The sequence below is a fragment of the Caballeronia sp. BCC1704 genome, from assembly GCF_902833455.1.
Classification (GTDB): Bacteria; Pseudomonadota; Gammaproteobacteria; order Burkholderiales; family Burkholderiaceae; genus Caballeronia.
In genome coordinates this window covers 1-358 of record NZ_CADFFT010000016.1, presented here as the reverse complement: position 1 = coordinate 358, position 358 = coordinate 1, and the positions used below count along the sequence as shown (strand labels likewise).

1 protein-coding gene is annotated in these 358 nt (G+C 65.6%); it reads left to right on the top strand.

Annotated features, from left to right (window positions below):
• Positions 1-107: 107 nt before the first annotated feature.
• On the top strand, positions 108-358 hold a 251-nt coding region (locus tag HWX53_RS27995), incomplete at its 3' end, for a hypothetical protein (protein WP_279612514.1).

Here is a 358-nt window from a genome sequence, read left to right as displayed (position 1 = left end):
GAGAGCGAGTTGACCGCGGTCGAGGTGGACGTGGACAGCGAGCTCAGGCCCGTGGACAGCGAGTTGATGCCCGCCGAGGTCGAGCTCGACAGCGAGCTCAACTGCCCGTGGAGAGCGAGCTCACACCCGTCGAGAGCGAGCTGATCGCGCTCGACGTCGAAGTCGACAGCGAGTTCACGCCGGTCGAGAGCGAGCTGATGCCCGTGGACAGCGAGCTAATGCCCGTCGAGAGCGAGCTCACGCCGGTGGACAGCGAGTTGATCGCAGTCGACGTGGAGGTCGACAGCGAGCTCACGCCCGTGGAGAGCGAATCCACACCGGTCGACAGCGAGTTGATGGCCGTCGAGGTCGAGGTGGA